General features: G+C 67.0%; 17 protein-coding genes. 14 read left to right on the forward strand and 3 right to left on the reverse strand.

Annotated features, from left to right (window positions below):
• The first annotated feature begins 109 nt into the window (after positions 1–109).
• The 8 genes from GS424_RS03700 (at position 110) to GS424_RS03735 (ending at position 9,295) form a co-directional block, all read left to right on the forward strand.
• A complete protein-coding gene (locus GS424_RS03700) occupies positions 110–3,118 on the forward strand; it encodes a molybdopterin-containing oxidoreductase family protein (protein ID WP_160943446.1) in 3,009 nt (1,002 codons plus the stop codon).
• A gap of 19 nt (positions 3,119–3,137) precedes the next feature.
• Positions 3,138–3,764, forward strand: a complete 627-nt coding sequence (locus tag GS424_RS03705) for a 4Fe-4S dicluster domain-containing protein (RefSeq protein WP_160943445.1) — start codon at positions 3,138–3,140, stop codon at positions 3,762–3,764.
• A gap of 5 nt (positions 3,765–3,769) precedes the next feature.
• Positions 3,770–4,675, forward strand: coding sequence for a dimethyl sulfoxide reductase anchor subunit family protein (locus GS424_RS03710; protein ID WP_160943444.1), 906 nt, complete (start codon positions 3,770–3,772; stop codon positions 4,673–4,675).
• Between the two features lie 153 nt (positions 4,676–4,828).
• Positions 4,829–5,677 carry a hypothetical protein gene (locus GS424_RS03715; RefSeq protein WP_160943443.1) on the forward strand — a complete coding sequence of 283 codons (849 nt, stop codon included), beginning with the start codon at positions 4,829–4,831 and terminating at the stop codon, positions 5,675–5,677.
• Positions 5,674–6,378: a TorD/DmsD family molecular chaperone gene (locus GS424_RS03720; RefSeq protein ID WP_160943442.1), complete on the forward strand. Its 705-nt coding sequence runs from the start codon at positions 5,674–5,676 to the stop codon at positions 6,376–6,378. Before GS424_RS03715 ends, GS424_RS03720 begins: the two co-directional genes overlap by 4 nt.
• 17 nt (positions 6,379–6,395) lie before the next feature.
• Complete coding sequence (locus tag GS424_RS03725) at positions 6,396–7,115, forward strand: 4Fe-4S dicluster domain-containing protein (protein ID WP_160943441.1); 720 nt, start codon at positions 6,396–6,398, stop codon at positions 7,113–7,115.
• A 15-nt stretch (positions 7,116–7,130) separates the two neighbouring features.
• Complete coding sequence (locus GS424_RS03730; protein WP_160943440.1) at positions 7,131–8,111, forward strand: 4Fe-4S binding protein; 981 nt, start codon at positions 7,131–7,133, stop codon at positions 8,109–8,111.
• Positions 8,111–9,295: a 4Fe-4S binding protein gene (locus GS424_RS03735; protein WP_160943439.1), complete on the forward strand. Its 1,185-nt coding sequence runs from the start codon at positions 8,111–8,113 to the stop codon at positions 9,293–9,295. Before GS424_RS03730 ends, GS424_RS03735 begins: the two co-directional genes overlap by 1 nt.
• Positions 9,296–9,373: 78 nt before the next feature.
• Here GS424_RS03735 and GS424_RS03740 read toward each other — a convergent pair whose 3' ends face one another.
• Genes GS424_RS03740 through GS424_RS03750 form a run of 3 tightly spaced genes read right to left on the reverse strand, consistent with a single transcriptional unit; the run spans position 9,374 to position 11,656 of the window.
• Positions 9,374–9,721, reverse strand: a complete 348-nt coding sequence (locus tag GS424_RS03740; protein ID WP_160943438.1) for a hypothetical protein — start codon at positions 9,719–9,721, stop codon at positions 9,374–9,376.
• Between the two features lie 29 nt (positions 9,722–9,750).
• Complete coding sequence (locus tag GS424_RS03745; RefSeq protein WP_160943437.1) at positions 9,751–10,929, reverse strand: 4Fe-4S binding protein; 1,179 nt, start codon at positions 10,927–10,929, stop codon at positions 9,751–9,753.
• Between the two features lie 4 nt (positions 10,930–10,933).
• The gene (locus GS424_RS03750; RefSeq protein ID WP_160943436.1) at positions 10,934–11,656 is read right to left on the reverse strand and encodes an FxLYD domain-containing protein; all 723 of its coding nucleotides are present in this window, start codon (positions 11,654–11,656) and stop codon (positions 10,934–10,936) included.
• A 448-nt stretch (positions 11,657–12,104) separates the two neighbouring features.
• Here GS424_RS03750 and mobB point away from each other — a divergent pair, with 448 nt between their 5' ends.
• From mobB to GS424_RS03780, 6 genes are all read left to right on the forward strand, one after another.
• Positions 12,105–13,439, forward strand: a complete 1,335-nt coding sequence (gene mobB / locus GS424_RS03755) for a molybdopterin-guanine dinucleotide biosynthesis protein B (protein WP_160943435.1) — start codon at positions 12,105–12,107, stop codon at positions 13,437–13,439.
• A 24-nt stretch (positions 13,440–13,463) separates the two neighbouring features.
• On the forward strand, positions 13,464–14,609 hold the full coding sequence (locus GS424_RS03760; RefSeq protein WP_160943434.1) for a 4Fe-4S binding protein: 1,146 nt from the start codon (positions 13,464–13,466) through the stop codon (positions 14,607–14,609).
• 206 nt (positions 14,610–14,815) lie between these two features.
• Entirely contained in the window at positions 14,816–15,280 is a 465-nt protein-coding gene (locus tag GS424_RS03765; protein WP_160943433.1) for an RrF2 family transcriptional regulator, read from the forward strand.
• 9 nt (positions 15,281–15,289) lie between these two features.
• A complete protein-coding gene (locus tag GS424_RS03770) occupies positions 15,290–16,630 on the forward strand; it encodes a redoxin domain-containing protein (RefSeq protein WP_160943432.1) in 1,341 nt (446 codons plus the stop codon).
• A gap of 208 nt (positions 16,631–16,838) precedes the next feature.
• On the forward strand, positions 16,839–18,533 hold the full coding sequence (locus GS424_RS03775) for an FAD-dependent oxidoreductase (RefSeq protein WP_160943431.1): 1,695 nt from the start codon (positions 16,839–16,841) through the stop codon (positions 18,531–18,533).
• A 3-nt stretch (positions 18,534–18,536) separates the two neighbouring features.
• The gene (locus GS424_RS03780) at positions 18,537–18,920 is read left to right on the forward strand and encodes a cytochrome c3 family protein (protein WP_160943430.1); all 384 of its coding nucleotides are present in this window, start codon (positions 18,537–18,539) and stop codon (positions 18,918–18,920) included.
• Positions 18,921–18,992 lie beyond the last annotated feature (72 nt).

The following is an 18,992-nucleotide window of genomic DNA, read 5'->3' on the forward strand; positions in this document are numbered from 1 at the left end:
CAAATAGGGGAATACATGCGATTGCCCGGACGCTGCCGCGCAGGCTAAGGTGCGCAGCGGGGAATCAAAGAAAGGGCGAGGAATCATCGTGAAGCGAAAGGGGATGTGCATGCTCGAATCAAGTTTGACGAGACGCTCGTTTTTCAAGATTGCAGCGGCAACCGCCGGTGCGGCGCTTGTGGCAAGCGAGACCGCGAGCACCCTGTTGGAGAGCCCCGGTTCTGCGTATGCCGACACCGAGGACGAGATCAAGATCATCCACTCCACCTGCCGCGGCTGCGGCAAGATGGAATGCGGCAACCTGGTCACCGTGAAGAACGGCCGCGTCGTCCACATCGAGGGCGATCATCGGGCCGTTGCGAGCCGCGGCAACCTGTGCGTCAAGGGCCGCGCCGCGGTGCAGGCCCTGTACCATCCGGATCGTATCCGCTACCCGCTCATCCGCACGACGCCCAAGGGCCAGGATCCGCAGTGGAAGCGCGTGAGCCACGACGAGGCCATCAAGTACATGGCCGACGGCTTGAACAGCGTCATCGAGAAGTACGGCCAGCACGCCATCAAGACGCTGCACGGCACCGGCCGCATCACCACGTACGCCACCGAGGCGTATCCCACCTACCTGCTGCAGACGGCCAACACGGGCTCGCCCGCCGGCGTCATCTGCAAGGGGCCGCGCCTGTCCGCGGCGGCCATGATCTGCTTCCCTGGCGCGCACTGGTGCAACCTCATCGACGGCCAGAAGGTCAACTTCCAGTGGGGCACCAACCAAGAGGTGTCGAACTACGACAACTCCTGCCGCGTGACGGTGGACGAGCATGTGAAGGCCGAAACCACCATCTGCGTGGGTCCGCGTATGCAGAACCTCGGCAAAGAGGCCGACATCTGGCTCGACCTGCGTCCCGGCACCGACGATGCCATCGCGCTCGGGCTTTTGCACCAGTGCGTGCTGAAGCTGAAGTCCTACGACGAGCTGTTCGTGAAGAAGTGGACGAACGCCCCCTTCCTCTACTGCGAGGACATCGAGCCCACCGGGTGGACGTGGGCGCAGTGGGGCGACCTGGAGGGCAAGCAGGAGATGGGCTCCTATCCGCTCGAGGTGCGAACGCGCATCGTGAAGGAATCCGACCTCGTGGAGGGCGGCGACGTGCGCAAGATGGCGTACTGGGATGCGAAGTCCAACTCGCTGCAGTTCTTCGACACGAAGAACTGCCTGTGGGAGGGCCAGACCGAGTACCAGTATCCCGATATCGATCGCGACTGCACCGAGTACAAGGGCGGCATCCTGGCCACCGATCCGGGATTCCCGGTCGATATCGACCCGGCGCTCGAGGGAAGCTACGAGATCACGCTGAAAGACGGCCGCACGGTTACGTGCGAGCCGGTTTGGGAGATGTTCAAGCGCCATCTGGAACCCTGGACCTCGGAGCATACGGGCGAGATCTGCGGCGTGGACCCCTCGAAGATCGAGGCGGCCGCTGCGGCGTACTGCGAGGAGCCGGGCAAAGGCGGCATCGTGTTCAACCTGCCGCTCGAGCATGCCGGCAACTCCATCCAGACTTCCATGCTGCCGCTCATCCTCTCGGCGCTCATGAACAACATCGACTCGCCGGGCGGCCAGCGCGGCTGCGAGAACATGTTCTTCACCATGGACACGTTCTTCCAGTACCACATCCCCTGGGCGAACAACACGCTCGACCCGGTGGAGCAGGCCAAGGTGGTGGGCGGCGACCGCTTCCCGCTGACGCCGTGGTTCCAGATGGTGGGCGGCGCGGCGCTGTTCCACGACCCCATCTCGGCGGCCGAGGCCATCCTCTACGACGATCCGTACCCCATCCGCGGCATGATCTCCAACTCCGGCCAGCATTTCAATTCCGGCAACGCGTGGCAGAACTGGCAGGCGTTCGAGACGCTCGATTTCTACGGCGGTTGGGAGCTGTGGCACAGCCCCACCATCGAGCTTGCCGACGTCGTGCTGCCGGCGGCCCACTTCCTCGAGGTCAGCGTGCTGCGCTACACCCAGGGCGGAGAGGGCGCCATCGGCGCGCAGGTGCAATGCGTCAAGCGCCAGGGCGAGGCCAGCTGGGACTCCGCCGACATCTGCGGCGAGCTGTCGAAGGAGATGGGCTACGAGTACTGGCCCACGCAGAACAAGCCGCTTCCGCAGTGGCCCGACGAGTGGATGAAGCCCTGGCCCACCGAGAAGGACATGCTGGACATGTCGGTGCTGCCCATGCGCGACGACCTGCCCTTCGAGATTTCCGTGCCCGCCCCCGACGGCACGCGCCTGCGCGCGAAGGACTGGGACGACTACGTGGCCCAGTACCAGGAGCACAGCCAGTGGAACCTCAAGGAGATCAGCCCCTTCGGCTACTACTACCGCTTCCAGTGGGGGCACTTCCGCCCGCACGATTCCGAGAATCCTGCGGCACCGTTTGTGCCTGGGTTCAACACGCCCACGGGCAAGTTCGAAATCCTGTCCACGCTGTTGGAGTCGTACCACGGCAAGAACACGAAATGGCAGGAAGCCCCCGGTTCCTACAACGGCATACCGGGCTACCGCGAGCCGGTGGAGAGCCCCTACAGCTCGCCCGAGCTGTACAAGGAGTACCCCATCATCATGACGTCCGGCCGCCGCAACCCGCTGTACTTCCACAACGAGGGTCGCCAGCAGCCGTGGCTGCGCGAGCTCACCCCGTGCGCCACGTTCCAGATCCATCCTGACACGGCGGCCGAGCTGGGCATCGAGCAGGGCGATTGGTGCTGGATCGAATCGAAGCGCGGCAAGGTGCGCGAGGTGGCCGATCTGTTCTACGGCATCCGCCCCGGCACCATCGAGTGCGACCACCAGTGGTGGTACCCGGAGCTGTCCGCGCCCAAACACGGCTGGGATCTGTCGAACGTCAACGTGATGGTGAACATGGATCACGAATCGCAGGATCCCATCTGCGGCACGTGCAATTGCCGTGCGTACCTGGTGAAGGTGTACAAGGCGACGCCCGAGAACTCGCCGTTCGGCAATCCGTGCCCCTGCGACGACGACGGTACCGAGATCATCCACACGGCGACCGACCCGCGCTTGAAGGAATGGCTGCCCACCTACGAGTACGAAGTCGTGTAGCGACGGATAAGGAGCGGTAATGACTCAATTGTCGATAGTCACCGATTTGAACCGTTGTGTTTCCTGCCTGAACTGCATGGTTGCGTGCAAGGAGGCCAACGACGTTCCCATCGGGAACTTCTGGATCAAGGTTCTGCGCGTGGGCCCCAACCCCAAGAGCGAGGGCGCCACGTACCCCGATGTCGAGATGTACTACCTGCCCGTGTCGTGCCAGCACTGCGAGAACCCGTCGTGCGTGGAGGTATGCCCTACGGGCGCCTCGCACCGTATGGAGAACGGCACGGTCCAGGTGGACAAGGACAAGTGCATCGGCTGCCAGTTCTGCGTCATGGCGTGCCCGTACGGCGTGCGCTACCTCAACGAGGACGAAGGCGTGGTGGAGAAGTGCACGCGCTGCTACCAGAAGACCCAAGAGGGCGAGCTGCCCGCCTGCGTTACCAGCTGCGGCGGCCGTGCGCGTTGGTTCGGCGACATGGAGAAGGGCTGGGACGACTTCAAGGGGTCGCTCGGCTCGAACGGAGAGCCCTTGTCCCTCACGGACGAGGAGTACGTGAAGCCGTTCGCGGACGACGAGGTGTACGCCCTGCCCGATTCGGGCAACCGTCCGTCCGATCGCTTCATCCTACGAGATAGAACGTGGAGGTAGCCGTTATGGACGTTCAGTATCCCCTGGTGTTCTTCACGCTGTTCATCTGCTTGGTTTCGGGCATGTTCCTGCTGCAAGGATGCCTGCTCGTGGCCGGCAAGGGCACGAAGCGCTTTCATGCGGCCATGTTGGCCGTGGAGTTCGCAGGGTTGGTGATCGGCGGGCTGTGCTCGTTTTTCCACCTGCACCATTGGGAGCGCATCTTCAACGGGTTCGGGCATTTGACCTCGGGCATCACCCAAGAGCTTATCGGCATCGTGGTGATGGTGATCGGCCTGGCCGTGGTGTTCGGCATGCTGCGCAAGGCCGGCGACGGCGCACCTTCCGGCAAGCTCGTGCCGGCGTGGGTGGGAATCGTCGCCATCGTCATCGGCGTGGCCATGGGCTTCGTATGCGCGCACTCCTACTACATGCCGGCACGCCCGGCGTGGGCGAACGCCACGCTCTACCTGTACTACTACGCGAGCGAGTTCGTCCTCGGCGCGGTGGGCACGTGGCTGGTCGCGGCTGCCTGCAAGGAGGACGAAGGCGTGGTGCGCACGCTGGCGAAGCTCAGCTGCATCGCCGGCATCGTGTCGGCTGCGGCGATCGTCGTCGCGGGCGTGTACTACACCACCATTCCCTTCAACGAGGTGGGCATCGCGTTCCACACGACCGATCCCACGGCGCCTGCGGCGGATCCGCAGGGCACGCTGGCTTCGCCGCTGGCGGGAGCCAACGCGCTGCTGTTCTGGGGCGGCTCGGTGGTGCTGGGATCGCTCGTGGCGGCGGTGTGCGGGTTCTTCGGCTGGAAGAAGCCGATCGCATCGTTGCCGGCATCCGCCGTGGCGCTCGTCTGCGCGCTCGTGGGCGGCGTGTGCTTCCGCATCGTGCTCTATGCGGTGGGCGTTTCGTTCTACCTGTACTTCTAGCGCCCCCTCCAGGTGCCCGTCCGAACCGCACCCCCTCCGCGGTTCGGACGGCCCGAGGCGGCCGGCTTGTTGAAAGGACGGGGTTGCACCTCCACCATCCATCTGCAACCCCGCCCTTTCAGAAAGCCCACGATTCCCGAAGGAGGAAACGACATGGATGCGGATATCCGTGAGCTTTTCGTCGAAGACGAGGTGTTCGACCCGTTCGACGAGGAGGAGCAAGAAGGCGACGGCGCCCCGGAGGAACCCCTCGTGGGCGCGCCTCTGGAGCGGTCCGAGGAAGCTGCCGCCGACGATCGCCCCGCCCAGGAGCGTTTTGCCGAGCTGGCGAACTCCATGCCGGGGCAGAAGCGCACCCTGTTCCGCTTGGTGGACTACTGCCGCGAGCCGAAGTCGGGGCTCGAGATGGACGCCGAGACCGAGCGGCTGCTGGAGTTCAACTTCAGCGTGTACTCGCCCGTCGTCTTCCGCGAGCTGCTGGAACGGGCGGGCGCCATCCGCTACCTGCCCGCCGAGAGCGAGGTCGCCGGAGAAGCGGCCGAGGAGACGGCCGACGAGACGGCCGACGAGCCCGAGGTGGTGAGCGAGCGCTACTTTGACGGCGAGGAGGAAGTGGACATCGAGTTCTTGGAGGTTTCCGAAGAGCGTCCGGGGCTGTGGGAGGCCACGCCCGAAGGGCTGGACGTGGTGGACGCTCAGGACGACGAGGGCGCGATCCGCGAGCTTTTGGGCAAAGAACCCGTGTACGTGGATATTTACCAGCAGATTCTCGACTTCTGCTGCGAGGAAGGCGGCCGTTCGGCCAAGGAGGTCGACCGGCTGGTCAACGACAGCCCGCTCCTGCAAGAACCGCGCCGCTACTCGGGCTACTTCGTCGGTCGGCTGGAGCGCAAGGGCGCGCTCTCGTGGCGCGGCGGCTGGTGCACCACCGACGCGGGCAAGGCGCTGATGGAAGCCTCCGCGCCTCGGGCGCGCACCTCATACGAATCGAGGATGAAATGAGCAAACGGATAACGATGGCCTCGGTGCTCGAAGGACGCCACGCCACGTACGGCATGCTGGCCCGCCTGTTCCGCGAGGAGGTGGACGAGGCTTATCTGGGCAAGCTCAAGCGGATGCGCTGCCCGGTGAACACCGGCAACGCCGACGTGGATGCGGGCTATCGGCTGCTGCACGCGTATTTGAGCGGCGCGTGGGAGCGCACCCTGGAAGATTTGCGGCGCGACTACCTGCGCGTGTTCATCGGGTCGAATACCACAGGGCATGCGGCCGCCTACCCCAACGAGTCGGTGCACACGTCGGCCGATCGCCTCATCATGCAGGATGCGCGCGACGAGGTGATGGCGGTCTACCGCGCGGCGGGGCTGGAGAACAGCGACCGGTGGAAGGCGGGCGAGGACCACATCGCCACCGAGTTGGAGTACATGCAGATCATGAGCAAGCGGGCCCTGGACGCCTGTGCGGCGGGCCAGGGCGGGAAGACCGAGGCCGTGCTGCTCGCCCAGCGCAACTTCCTGGCGGATCACCTGCTGGCCTGGGTGCCCTTTCTGACGGACGACATGCTCGAATTCGCGCAGACGGACTTCTACCGCGCGCTTGCGCACTTGACGCGCGGGTTTGTGCGGGAGGATGCGGACTTTCTGGAAAGCGTGTTGCAGGAAGAGTCCGTCGCTCAGGGAGAGCCTGTTCCGGAGGCATGCTGAGACGGGAGGCGGAAACGATGAGCGGGGAAGACGAGAGCGGCGTGCCCACGGCTTCGGCGGTCGACCGGACGGGAGCCCGCGCGGGTCGCAGATCGGTGAGCCGACGGGGGTTCGTGGTGGGGGCGGCGGGCGCCGGCGCCCTGTTGGCGCTGGGCCTGGTGGGGTTCGCGCCGAGCGGCGAGATCTGCCGGCCGCCGGGGGCTCAGGACGAAGGGCGGTTTTTGGGCGCGTGCGTGCGGTGTGGCAAGTGCATGGAGGTGTGCCCGAGCGGCGTCATCGTGCCGGCCCACCTCGAGGACGGCATCGTGGGCATGCGCACCCCTGCGCTGAACTTCTCGCTGTCGGCCTCGCAGCTGGGAAGCAAGCTGGGATGGTGCGATCACTGCACTGCATCCAACGGCGGCGTCGCCCGGTGCGTGGAGGTGTGCCCTTCGGGCGCCTTGAGCCCCGATGACGGTTCCTCGTTCGAGACGATGCTGCTGGGCAAGGCTTCCATCAACACCGACTGGTGCCTGGCGTGGCGCCTCAAAGGGTGCACCATCTGCAAAAACGCTTGCCCGCTCGATGCCATAGCCTTCGACGAGCACAACCGTCCGGTCATCGACGAGGACGCGTGCAACGGATGCGGAAGCTGCGAGCAAGCGTGCGTGAGCTTGGAGAGCGCTTCGGTGGGCGAGGGCTTGAACAGCCAGAAGATGACGGCGCGCGCCATCACCGTCCATCCGGTGCAGGCGTAAGGGAAGGGGGTGCCCATGAAGAAGATGAAAGCATCGACGCTGCGCATGCTGGCCATCCTGGCGGTGCTGGTCGTGGCGGCCGTCGGTTACTTCACGGCGTTCGGCATCGGGAACCTGAGCGGATTCGGCTGGGACGCGTTTTCCGTCATCTGCCCGTTGGGGTACGTGGAGAGCCTGCTGGCAAGCAAGACGTTCGTGCCGCGCGCGCTCATATCGTTCGTGCTGGTGGTGGTCTTGGTCGTCGTGCTGGGCCGCGTGTTCTGCGCGTGGATATGCCCCATGCCCTTGCTGCAGCGCTGGATCCCGGGCATCGGCCGCAAGCGTGCGCGTGCGCTCGAGAAGGCCGAGGACGAGGGGGCGGCGGCGCGCGTCGGGGAGCAGGGCGCGCCCGCTGCGGTTGCGGCTTCCGCGCCTGCCGCGAAGCCGAACCGGTTCAAGTTCGATTCGCGGTTCGGGGTGCTGCTGGGGGCGTTGGCCTCGGCCGCGGTGTTCGGGTTCCCGGTGTTCTGCCTCGTCTGCCCGGTGGGGCTGACGTTCGCGACGGTGCTGCTGGTCATGCGGCTGTTCGCGTTCGGCGACGTAACCTGGGCCGTCGTGGCGGTGCCGCTCGTGCTGCTGGCGGAGGTGACGTTCCTGCGGAAGTGGTGCAGCAAGCTCTGTCCGCTGGGCGCCGTCATGTCGCTGATCGCGGGAGCGAACAAGACGCTGCGACCCGCCGTGGACGATGCGGCGTGCCTGTTCTCCTCCCAGGGGACGAAGTGCTTCGCCTGCTCGAAGGCGTGTCCGGAGCGCATCGACGTGCGCCGGCCCGCACAGTCCGAAACCTCGCTCAACAACTGCACGAAGTGCCGCGAATGCGTCGACGCATGTCCGGCCCACGCCATCTCCTTCCCGTTTCTGCCCGCATCGGGCGGAACCGCGCCCCTGGCGGCCGACGCGCTTGAGTCGTCGGGCGCCGACGCGGCGGCCGAATCCGGGCAGGGGAGGCGAGCGTGATGGCGGCGGAGGCGACGGTTGTCGATGCGATGGCCGATCTCGGGCGGCTGACAGGCTACGGGCTGGACGCTCACCCCGAGCGATGCGTGCGCGTGCGCAACCGGCATGCAAGCTGCGCCCGATGCGCGGAGGCGTGCACGTCGGGAGCCATCTCGTTTTGCGACGGTTCGCTCGTCGTCGCGCAGGATCGGTGCGTGGGCTGCGGCACGTGCGCCACGGTGTGTCCCACGTGCGCATTGGAAACCTGCCATCCCAACGACGCCGATCTGCTGGCGCGCGCGAGCGATGCGCGCGGCGCGGACGGGGCCGTGACGTTCGCCTGCCATGAGGCGTGGCAGGGTCGTGCGGACGCTTGCGCGGCAGCGGGGGCCGTCGAGCTCGCGTGTCTGAGCCGGCTGGACGAGTCGCTGCTCATGGAGCTGCGCGTGCGGGGCGCGCGCACGATCGTTCTCGTGCATGGCGCATGCGAAAACTGTCCGCGCGCGGCGGGTTGGCGCAGCGTGGAGCTGGTCGCGCGGACTATGGAGACGATAGCGGATGCGTGGGGCGTGGACTGCGCGGTCGTCCTGACCGACGAGCTGCCTGCTGCGGAAGACGGCGTTTCGCGGGAGCGCGACGTGCTTCGCGAGCGCTTCCTGCGCCTGCCCGAGCGCGACGTGCCTCCGGATGCCGCCCGCGGCGTCGGCGAACCCCCTGCTCCTTCGGCCGACGTCGTCGAAGCGACGCGCAAGCCCGTCCACGTCATGGTGGACGGGACGCTGCCGCATTTCGTTCCCCTGCGTCGGCATCGCCTGCTCGATGCGCTTGCAACCCTCGGCGACCCGGTTGCCGAGCGTCTGGACACGCGTCTGTGGGGGCATATCCGCATCGACGCTTCCCGGTGCCGCTCGTGCATGATGTGCACGGTGTTCTGCCCTACGGGAGCCTTGGCTCGGTATGCAACCGACGCGGGCGAAACGGGCGTGGAGCACTACGTGGCCGAGTGCGTGCACTGCGGGCTCTGCCAAGACGTGTGCCCCGAGCACGCCATCGTGTCCAGCACGAACGTGTCCGCGTTGCAGCTCGCCCGCGGGGAGACGGAGCGCTGCCCGCTGCCCGATCCTGTCTGGAGGCCCGGTCCCGATCAGATTCTCCGCAGGATGCAGCCCCAGATCGGCGGCAACGAGGTGCGCCACAGCTACTGAGATGCGCCCGTGCGCGCTCGCGTCGGGCGCGCACGGCCCCCTCACTTTTTCGATGCGGGGGCCCGCGGCTAGAGCGCGTCAGGCGCGCTCGAGGTATGCGACGATGCCCGCGCGCGCCGCGTCGAGCGCATCCAGCTCCTCCACGGGCGGGAGGCTTCCTTCTTCGAGTGCGGCGACCACCGCCGCCGCACGCAGGTACAGCTCGCTCAGGGCGAGCTCCCCGCACCGTTTCCGGAAGGCTTGCGCCGCCGGGAGCGCGCTTTCCGCATCGCCTTCGGCTATGGCCGCGCGCAAGGCGACATAACTGTCGTCGGCGGGGAACGTCTTCAGCGCGCGATCGTAGGCGATGCTGTCGTTGCCGTGGTTGATGACGCCTGTCCCGTAGCTGATGCCCCGCTTGAGGGCTTCCCTTCTGCTGATGGCCATGCTTCCTCCTCGTTCGATCCGTTCGGTTTCTAGCCCCATAGGTAGGGGCTGTCGATGAGCTTCTGCATGGAGTTCCTGATGGCGTCGGGCCCCTTCTTGCCCGTTGCCGCGCCATGCAGCGGATGGCGGTCCGTCGCGCCGGCTCCCACGTCGGCGGCGAACACTTCTTGGGATACCGTGAGCGCGCCTTCGGGGCACAGGGCCTCGCAGCAGCGGCATTGCACGCAGAGCCCCGGAGCGTGGACCAGGGTCGGTCCGCGTTCGTCGACGGTCTTCGACAGGGCGCCCGTGGGGCAGAACACCGCACACATCGCGCATCCGCTGCAGCGGTCCTCGTCGATGACGGCGTGGCCCCAGAGCCGCGTTTCGACGAGTCTGCCATCTGGCTGTCCGAGCTCGGTCAGCATGTCGAGCAGCAGTGCGCGCCGTGCGGGCAGATGGCGGGGGAGCGCCCCGTCCGCCTGCACATGATCGAAACGGGTCGTGCGGTCTTCGGCTTGGTCGAACACCCGCTCGATGGCGAACCCGGCCGTCTCGTGAAGGGCGCTTTTCGCCGCATCGCCCATCGTTCGGAAAAAGTCGCGGCGTCCGGCGTCGTGCGCGGGATGCTCGGAGCGACGGCAGACGCGCGGGAAACGCTCGGACAGCTCGACGCGGGCGTGCGATCCCCAAGCGTCCAGCAGCGCGGCGGTATCGTCGCATACGCGGCGCGCGATGCCGATGCCCGGCCCGCGCGGGCAGGCATCGCACGTCCCGCAGACGAGCCGAACCTGCGGTGCGCCCGCCGCGGCCAGCAGGATGATCAGGCTCTCGTCGATGCGGCCCAGGCAGGCGACGCCAACGGTGAGTTCCGGGTCGAGGTGCGCCGCGGCCGCTTCGCGCGCGGGGGCGCAGGCGAACGTGACGACGCCTCCTGCGGCGTGCAAGACGCGGATCGCCTGGGCTGCGAGCTCGCGATCGTCGGGCATGCGCGCCTCGAGCGCGCCGGTCGGGCAGGCCGTGGCGCACGTGCCGCAGCCCGTGCAACGCTGCGCATCCACTGCGAGGCGGTTGCCGTGCAAGCTGATGCAGCCGGACGTGCAGGCCTCCGCGCATCTTCGGCAGGGCGCGTTGCGGTTGCGCACCGCCAGGCAGCGCCGCGCATCCACTTCGAGGTGGTTGCTCTGCAGCCGTTCGAGCAAGGCGATGTAACCGGTCAGGTCGGGCATGGCATCAGCGCGGTTGCGCGTACACCTCCGTCGCGGCGTGATCGGGGGCGGAGTGCATCGTGACCAGGAAATCCTTGGTACGCCCAGCCTTGATGCGGTACGCGGCCCCCGTGTAGCCGGCCACGATGGATCCGGCGTCGTCGCGCAGCAGGATGCTGAGCGAGGCGGTTCCGAGGTAGTCGTCGGTCAGGTTCGCGATCTGGCCGGTCACCTCGTAGCGGAAGTACAGCTTGTCCTCTTCCTCGAAGTTTTCGATGAGCAGCGGTTCCTGATAGTCCTCTGCGCTCTCCCAGACGGTCGAACCCTCCACCAGCTCGAACGTCACGGCGGCGGGAGCCCACCCGTCGCCCGCCGTCCCGGCGAATCCCGTTCGAGCTCCCGGGCCCACCAGTTCGATCTCGTCGGTTTGCTCGGAGGCGACCTCTCCGTTTCCGTCGAACAGCGTCACGCGCAGCGCCGTGTTCGCGGCTCCCAGGTCGTCGTTGGGGTTCGCGACCGTCACGCCGTAGTGCACGTAGCCGTCCTTGGCCCACCAGCCCGACTCCTCGAGCGTTACGGGCTGGGCGGTCGAGGAGTCGACGGCGGTCGCGGCAGGCGTTTCCGATCCTGCTGCGCCTTCGCCCGCCGCGCCTTCGCTTTCGGCGGACCCGCCCGTCGTGCAGCCGGCCAGGCAGAGCGCCAGCGCGCATGCACAAACGGTGCCTGCGATCTTCTTCCCTGCGAGCATCGTCGCGCCCCCTGCCTCCTCGAAGCCTGCACCCCGCTGCCATTATATCGTGCGCAGAGTTGCGCCGTCGCCGTTCGGCATCCAGATGTTGTGCTTGTGATCAGGCAAAACGAAAAATCAGGGATAATATGCGAGGCGGTTTTCATGATGAAGTTCTTGCTCCGGGGCGAGAAATTGAGGATTCGCGCGCCCGCGCCCTCGTCGAAGGTCGTGCGGAACACGGCTTCCGCGCGACCTTCCTTGCCGAATGATGGGGGGATGTAGCCGTTTTTGCGGCAGTTCCTTGCGCGGCGTTGGGCGTCGAAGGGGCATTCCGTTGCGGTGCGGGGCACGACGGGGGACGCGCGCTCGTATCGAGCTCGTCCGGCCTCCTTGGCGGGCGAGCTCTCCTTCGGCGGCGCACGCGGCGCTTCATGCTATACTGGTGCGCCGAAAGGACGCGTGGAACATGGTAAACATTCCCAGCCCCGCCTTGGCTATTGTCGGGCGGCACAATTCAGGTAAGACGACGCTCATCGAGCAGCTCATCGCCGAGCTGGTGCGACGCGGTCGCGACGTGGGCAGCGTGAAGCACCACAGCCACGTGGGCTTCGATATCGACTACCCCGGGAAGGACTCGTATCGCCACCGCGCCGCCGGCGCGCGCGAGACGGTGATCGCCGCGCCCGGGCAGATGGCGCGCATCAAGACGGTGGAGGGCGAGGTGGAGTGCTCGGACATCGTGCGCAGCATGCCGGGCCACGACATCGTGGTGGTGGAGGGGTACCGCAAAAGCGGGCTGCCCACCATCGAGATCATGCGCTCGGGCAACGACGCCGACGCGCGGGTGGCCGACGTGTTCGCCGAGGGCGCGCGCAGCGGGTGGCCGCTGGGCACCGACTTCACCCAGTTCACGCGCGGCACCGTGCCGCCGGCCGACGACGAGGCGCGCGAGCAGCTGCGCCGCGCCGCGCAGCAGGCCGAGGACGCGTCGGGCGACCATTTCAAGACGCAGCATCCCGACTACGCCGACATCTCGAACAAGCTGCCGACGTCGGACACGGTGGCCGTCGTCACCGACATCGATCAGGCGCGCCACGCGGCCGAGCTGTACCACGTGCCGGCGTTCGCGCTCGACGACATCGCGGGCCTCGCCGACTTCGTGGAGCAGCGCTTCGTGCGCCCGCGCGTCACCGTGGTCATCCAGGCCGGCGGCGAGAGCCGGCGCATGGGGCAGAGCAAGGCCACCGTGCCGTTCGCGGGCCGTCCGCTGATCTGCCGGCTGGTGGAGCGCCTCGGACCGGTGGCGGACGACCTCGTCATCACGACGAACGAGCCGGAGAAGCTGGCCTTCCTGCATACCGAGTTCCCGCAGTTCCGCATCCAGCTGGTGTGCGACGCGTTCAACGTGCGCGGCGCGCTGCCGGGCCTGTACACGGCGCTGCAGGCCGCGCGCAACCCGTACGTGGCCGTGGTGGCGTGCGACATGGTGTTCGCCTCCGCGTCGCTCGTGGTGGCCGAGGCGCTGGCGATGAACGAGACGGGCGCCGACGTGGTGGTGCCGGTGAACAAGCACGGGTTCGAGCCGTTCCACGCGATGTACCGTCGCATGGGCTGCCTGCCCGCCGTGCGCGCCGCGCTCGATCGCGGCGAGAAGCGCGCCCAGGGGTTCTTCGCGGACGTGCAGGTGTGCGAGTTTCCGCAGGAGCGCGTGCTGGAGGCCGAGCCGATGGGCGGCTGCTTCATCAACGCGAACACGCCCGAGGAGCTGCACGCCATCGAGGAGACGTTCCTCGAGAAGTAGGGGAAGACGAGACGAGGGATTGGCATGCCGAACCTGGTAGACATAGTGGAAGTGGCCGAGGCGCTGGAGTCGAAGGCCGTGTACCTGGCGAGCGATCGCTGCGTGGTGGTGCGCAACCGCCACGCGTCGTGCGCGAAGTGCTCCGACGCGTGCCCGACGGGCTCGGTGTTCGCGGCCGACAACGTGCTGGAGCTCGACGCGGAAGGGTGCGTCGCGTGCGGCGCCTGCACCACGGTGTGCCCGGTCGAGGCGCTCATCCCGCTGCGCCCGCTCGACGAGGATCTCGCCTCGAGCGTGGCCGCCGGCGTGGCGGCGACCGACGGGCAGGCGGTGTTCGCGTGCGCGCGCATCGCGTCGAAGCGCCTGGCCGACCCTGCGAAGTTCGCGGAGGTCCCGTGCCTCGCGCGCATGGAGGAGAGCGTGTTGCTGGGGCTCGCCGCGCGCGGCGTGAGCGACATCGTGCTGGTGGACGGCACGTGCGCCACGTGCAAGTTCCGCGCGAACGTGCCGGGCATCGACGCCACGGTGGCCTCGGCGAACGAGCTGGCGGCCGCGCAGGGCTCGGACATTCGCGTGACGCGCGCGTCGGCGTTTCCCGACGAAGTGCTGCTGGAGGACAAGCGCACGCTGCTGGGCGAGTCGCGACGCGGCTTCTTCACGAGCGCGCGCACGAGGGCGAAGGATGCCGCGGGCAAGACGGCCGAGGTGATGGTGTTCAAGAACGACAACGCGGCCCCGTCGCTGCGCGAGCGTCTGCGCATGTCCGATGCGGGCACGCTGCCGCAGTTCAACCCGCAACGGCGCATGCTCGTGCTGGACGCGATGGATCGCCTGGGATCCCCGGTGGTGCCCGAGATCGACACGCGGCTGTTCGGCTCGGTGTCCATCGACACCGACACGTGCAGCTCGTGCAACATGTGCACGGTGTTCTGCCCCACGGGCGCGCTGCGCAAGAGCGAGCTCGTTCCCGAGGAGGGGGAGGGCAGCTTCCTCGAGTTCTCGGCGGCCGATTGCGTGCAGTGCAACCTGTGCGCCGACGCGTGCCTCAAGAACTGCTTGACGGTGAGCTCGACCGTGTCCACCGCGGAGCTGTTCGACTTCGAGCCGCGGCTGATCCGCCTTCCGAACCCGCCCGCGCGGCCCGGCATCTTGTCGAGCTTGAAGCGATAGAGTCTTCCGGCGTGGGGATGCACTGTCGGCCCGAGCACACGGTTTTCGTCTGAATTCCGTGTTTTTGGGCCGACAGTGCCGTTCGGGCGACGCGGTGCTGCCTGGCATCGGAGATTCGCAGCTTTTCGCCAACTGTACCTTTCTTTTGTACAAAAGTTACTGTATAAAGAAAGTGAACAGTTGATAGTCGGAGACGGAGCAATACCATGAACAGCGATTTCATCGTAGCGGTGCACGCACTCGTGTACCTGAACCACCGAGCGGACATCGTCTCAAGCGAGGCCCTGGCCGAGAACATCTGCACGAACGCCGCCCGCGTGCGCAAGGTGATGGCGCCGCTCAAGCGGGCGGGTTTCGTGACCACGCGCGAGGGCAACGTCGGCGGCTACCGGTTCGCGGGCGACGCCTCGACGCTCAACCTGCGCATGGTTGCGGAGGCGCTGGACATCCGGTTCGTACAATCGAGCTGGCACAGCGGCGGCGTGGACATGGAGTGCCTCGTGGCCTCCGGCATGGAGGGCATCATGGACGACCTATTCCTCGACCTGGACGAGCGCTGCCGTGAACGCCTCGCGCAGATCACGATCGCCAATATCGACCACCGCATCTTCGGCCCCTGCGGGGTCGTGTCGCTCGACGGCGAGCTCGCGTCCGTCGGCACGGGAAGCTAGGAGACGGCCATGGGCTTTTCCCTCGAATCGAGCATCCCTGCGCTCACCGTGTTCGTCCAAGGCCTGCTGAGCTTCTTCTCGCCGTGCGTGCTGCCGCTGATCCCGCTGTACGTGGGCTATTTGGCCGGCGGTGCGGCGAAGACGAACGACGACGGCACCATCGAGTACCCGCGCAAGAAAGTGTTCGTGAACACGTTGTTCTTCGTCGTGGGCGTGAGCTTCGCGTTCTTCCTGCTGGGCTTCGGCTTCACGGCGCTCGGCCAGTTCTTCACGGGCAACCAGCGCGTGTTCTCGGTCATCGCCGGCGTCATCATGGTGGCGTTCGGCCTGTACATGCTGGGCGTGTTCGGCAAGACGAAGCTCGTCGAGAAGGAGCATCGCCTGCCGTTCCAGCTGGGCCGCTTCGCCATGAACCCCCTCGTGGCGCTCGTGCTGGGCTTCACGTTCAGCTTCGCGTGGACGCCGTGCGTGGGCCCCGTGCTGGCCAGCGTGCTGCTGATGGCGTCGTCGAGCGCGTCGGCTGCGGCGGGCTTCGGGCTGGTGGCCGTGTACACGGTCGGCTTCGTGCTGCCGTTTTTGGCGGTGGGCCTGTTCACCGGCGAGGTGCTGCGGTTCTTCCGCACGCACGGCAACGTGGTGAAGTACACGGTGAAGGTGGGCGGCGCGCTGCTCATCGTGATGGGCATCATGACCGTGACCGGGTGGATGAACGGCGTGACCAGCTACCTGTCGTCGTTCGGCGGCGTGCCGGCCGCGCAGGAGCAGCCCGCCGACCAGGGCGCGGACGGCGCGTCGAAGGGCGGCAACGATGCCGACAGCGGCAGCGCCGGCTCCTCCGATGCCGGCAAGAACGACGCTTCCGGCAGCGCAGCGAGCGATGCCGACGTGCAAGCGGCGCCCCTCGCCGACCTCAAGCTGGTCGACCAGAACGGCGAGGAGCACTCGCTGGACGAGTATCGCGGCAAGACGGTGTTCCTCAACTTCTGGGCCACCTGGTGCGGGCCGTGCCAGCGCGAGATCCCCGACATCGAGGCGCTGTACAAGGACCGCGGCGAGAACGAGGGCGACCTCGTGGTGCTGGGCGTGGCGAACCCCAAAACCGACAGCCATCCCAACAACAGCGACGTGAGCGTGGACGAGGTCAAGGCGTTCATCGACGAGCAGGGCATCACGTACCCGGTGCTCATGGACACCGAAGGCACGATGTTCAGCGGCTACCGCATCATGTCGTTCCCCACGACGTTCATGATCGACAAGGACGGCAACATCTTCGGCTATATCAGCGGCATGCTCACCCCCGACATGATGAACAGCATCGTCGAGCAGACGATGACCGGCGTGCGGAAGTAGCGCCCCGCCCGCGCCGCTTCGCGCGGCATCTGCCGAGCATCGGTGTTTCACGTGAAACATTCGTTCGTGAAAGGGATCCCGCCGGGGTTCCTTTTCGCGTCCCCCTTCCTCTTCCCGCAGCGCATTCGCGCGCGTTGATGCTTTACAACGTAAAGAAAACGCGCTACCATTCTCTTTACGCTGTAAAGTAAACGAACAAGGAGGAGCTATGGGAGGATACGACGTGTCGCGTCGCTCGTTCCTGAAGGGGATCGGCCTGGCCGGCTTGTCTGCCGGCGCGTTGGGCGCGTTGGGCGCAACGGGCGTCGCCTTCGGTGACGAAGCAGCCGCCGGCGAGGACGCTGCGGACGCGAGGTACCGATCCGCGTGGTCGAACCAGGCGAAAGCGACCTGTCCCGGGCCGCGCGGCCCGATCGCCTACGAAGAACGCGAGATCGCCGCAAGCGAGATCGTGACGACCGAGGAGTGCGAGGTGCTGGTGATCGGCGCGGGCATCGCAGGGCTCACGGCGGCGCTCAAGGCGGCCGACGAGGGGGCGAAGACGCTGTGCCTCGAGAAGATGACGAAGGGCCGTGGCTGCTTCGAGTGCTTCGGCGCCTACAACGCGCAAAGCCAGAAGGACGCCGGCATCGAGATCGACCCAGCGCAGCTGCTCGACGAGATCTACCGCTCGGCCTACTGGCGCACGCGTCCCGAGCCGGCGAACACGTACGTGTACCGATCGGGCGAGGCGACCGATTTCTGGCAGAAGATGCTCGACAAGGGCGAGAACGGGTTCGTCATCACGCCGGTGGAGGAGGCGCCCAGCACGAACGGCATGCCGACGATCCCCTCGGAGCTGGGATTCTACGACAGCCCGTCGCTGCCGCCCGACGCGGGCGTGCGCTCGGGCTATTCGGGCATCTACGTGTGCCTGGAGATGGCCGAGGTTGCCAACACGTACGATAACCTGGACGTGCGCTATCGCACGCCGGCCGTGCAGCTGGTTCGCGAGGACGGCGGCCGCGTGGCGGGCGCCATCGTGCGCACCGATGACGGATACGCGCGCATCGACGCCAGCAAGGGCGTGATCCTGGCCACCGGCGGCTACGACGCGAACCCCGAGATGATGGAGGCGTGGGTGCGCCCGGAGGACTACGCGTCGTCGAGCTGGTGGAATCCGGGTTGGGGCACCACGGGCGACGGCCATATGATGGGCCTGGCCGTGGGCGCGCAGATGGACTCGCTGCCGCAGCCGGTCATGAACTTCCGCTGGGGCAACCCCGACTCGTTCTTCGACGCGCGCGTGTGGACGCCCATCTGGCTGGCGATCAACGTGAACGCCCAGGGCAAGCGCTACGTGAACGAGGATCTTCCCTTCCAGGCCGTGTCGAACGCGCAGAACGCGCAGCCTGCGTACGGCGCGAACTGCTGGCAGGTGTTCGACGACGGCATGCTGGGGGCGTCCGACGAGGAGGTTGCCGGCGCGCGGGAGGCGTTGGCCGAGTTCGAGGAGAGGGGATGGGCGTTTTCCGCCGCCAGCCCGCGCGAGCTTGCCGAGAAATGCGGCATCGACCCCGACGGCCTCGAGCAGACCGTCGCCGCGTGGAACGGTTACTGCGAGAGCAAGAAGGACCTCGAGTTCAACCGTTTCATGGAAAGCGTCGCCCCGTTCGCCGGCGCCACGTACTACGCGCTGACCACGAACAGCTGCGTGCTTGCCACGGTGGGCGGTCTCACCATCGACGGCTCGTGCCGCGTGCTCGATGTCGACGATCGGCCGATCGAGGGCCTGTACGCCGTCGGCAACGCGTCGGGCAACTTCTTCGCCGGCAACTACCCTCGTCATATTCCCGGAACGTCCATCGGACGCGCCGTCACGTTCGGCTATGTGGCCGCCGAGCATGTGGTGAAAGGAGCGTAAGCCATGTTGAACGTCAAACGATCCACGCTCGGCGCGTTGTCGACGGTCGTGCTCGTCCTGGCCCTGGCCCTGGGGCTGGCGGCGTGCGCGCCCCAGGCGGCCGACTCCGGCGCCGGCGCCGATGCCGAGGGTTCCTCGGCGAAGACGGCGCAGGCTGCCGCGGGCGACGGCACCGGCGCCTACGTGTCCGACGAGCAGTGCCTGAGCTGCCACGGCGGCTCGTACGAGGCGCTGGCCGAAACCACCTCGTCGTACGGCCAGAGTAACCCGCACGATTCCATCCACGGCGGCTACAGCTCGTGCGTGAACTGTCACGCGCGCGACAAGGAAGTCACCGACAACCAGTGCCTGCACTGCCACGATTGGCCGCATGATCCCCAGGCGTAAGGCGGGGCGCGCTTGAGGAGGAGGGCCGAAGCCGATGCGCTTCGGCCCTCCTGGTTTTTCGCGGACGATGGC

The organism is Eggerthella guodeyinii (genome assembly GCF_009834925.2).
In the GTDB taxonomy this organism is placed as follows: domain Bacteria; phylum Actinomycetota; class Coriobacteriia; order Coriobacteriales; family Eggerthellaceae; genus Eggerthella; species Eggerthella guodeyinii.